Origin of the sequence: Borborobacter xinjiangensis (assembly GCF_047739745.1) — a bacterium.
GTDB lineage: Bacteria > Pseudomonadota > Alphaproteobacteria > Rhizobiales > Rhizobiaceae > Pseudaminobacter.
Genome location: NZ_JBLLVA010000081.1, coordinates 1 through 1,281 on the forward strand (window position 1 = coordinate 1; position 1,281 = coordinate 1,281).

1 protein-coding gene is annotated in these 1,281 nt (G+C 60.1%); it reads left to right on the forward strand.

Features of this window, described 5'->3' with window-relative positions; all coding sequences use genetic code 11:
* Window positions 1-76: 76 nt before the first annotated feature.
* Window positions 77-1,269, forward strand: a protein-coding gene (locus tag ACLKMW_RS26410; RefSeq protein ID WP_244561609.1) for an IS3 family transposase whose coding sequence is annotated in 2 segments (ribosomal slippage) — window positions 77-335 and window positions 335-1,269 — 1,194 coding nt in all. Because the reading frame shifts where the segments join, the coding sequence is not laid out codon by codon here.
* Window positions 1,270-1,281: the final 12 nt, after the last annotated feature.

Genomic DNA, 1,281 nt, shown 5'->3' on the forward strand with positions numbered 1-1,281 from the left:
CTGGCCTTCCCCCTGAGAACGGGTCCATTTTGAGAGTTAGAGTTTCGGCTATTTTGAGCTTTGAAAGGAGCACGGAATGGCACGGAAGAACTATACTGCCGAGCAGATCATCGGGATGTTGCGAGAAGCGGAGGTCCGGCTTTCGCAAGGCGAGAAGACCGGTTCGATCTGCCGGGGTCTTGGGATATCGGAACAGAGCTACTATCGCTGGCGTCGAGAGTATGGTGGCCTGAAGGTGACCCAGGCAGCACGACTGAAAGCTCTGGAGAAGGAGAACGCCCGGCTCAGGAAGGCGGTCTCCAACCTGACGCTGGATGCTCTGATCCTGAAGGAGGTTGTCGAGGGAAAGTACTAAGCCCTTCGCGACGTCGTGCTGGCGTTGCCCATGCGCGTGCGGTGTTCGGTGTTACCGAGCGCCGTGCATGCCGGGTGGTTGGCCAGCACCGTTCGACCCAGCGCCGGTGTTTGCGGCCCCGCTCCGACGAGAAGCGCCTGACGGCGGATATTGTCAGACTGGCCTCGATCTACGGTCGCTATGGATACCGCCGCATCACCGCTCTGCTTCGACAGGAAGGATGGACGGTGAATGCCAAGCGGGTCGAGCGGATCTGGCGTCGCGAAGGGCTGAAAGTGCCGCATAGACAGCCGAAGCGCGGCCGTTTGTGGCTTAACGACGGGTCGTGCACCCGGCTTCGGCCGACCCACCGCGGCCACGTCTGGAGCTACGACTTCGTTGCCGATCGCACTCATGACGGCAAGGCCTTCCGGATGCTGACTGTCATTGATGAGTTCAGCCGCGAGTGCCTGGCCATCCATGTTCAGCGCCAGATCAAAAGCGACGATGTCCTGGCGATACTAGCCCAACTGTTCACCAGGCATGGTCCGCCAGAGCATATCCGGTCCGACAATGGCAGCGAATTTACCGCCACGGCCGTTCGCGAATGGCTTGGCCGCATCGGTGTGAAGACACTCTACATCGAACCCGGCTCGCCCTGGGAAAACGGATACTGCGAGAGCTTCAATGGCAAGCTGCGCGATGAACTGCTCAACGGTGAAATCTTCTACACGCTGAAGGAGGCACAGATCGTGATCGAGAACTGGCGTCGGCACTACAACACTGTCAGGCCGCACAGCTCGCTCGGCTATCTCCCGCCAGCTCCGGAAAGCATCTTGCCCCGCGCCGCTACAATGATCTACGCTCCGCCCCGGTCAGCCAATCTCGGCGACCATAACCGCCGGAACTCTAACTTATCCGGTGGACCTCCCTAATGGGGCAGGCCA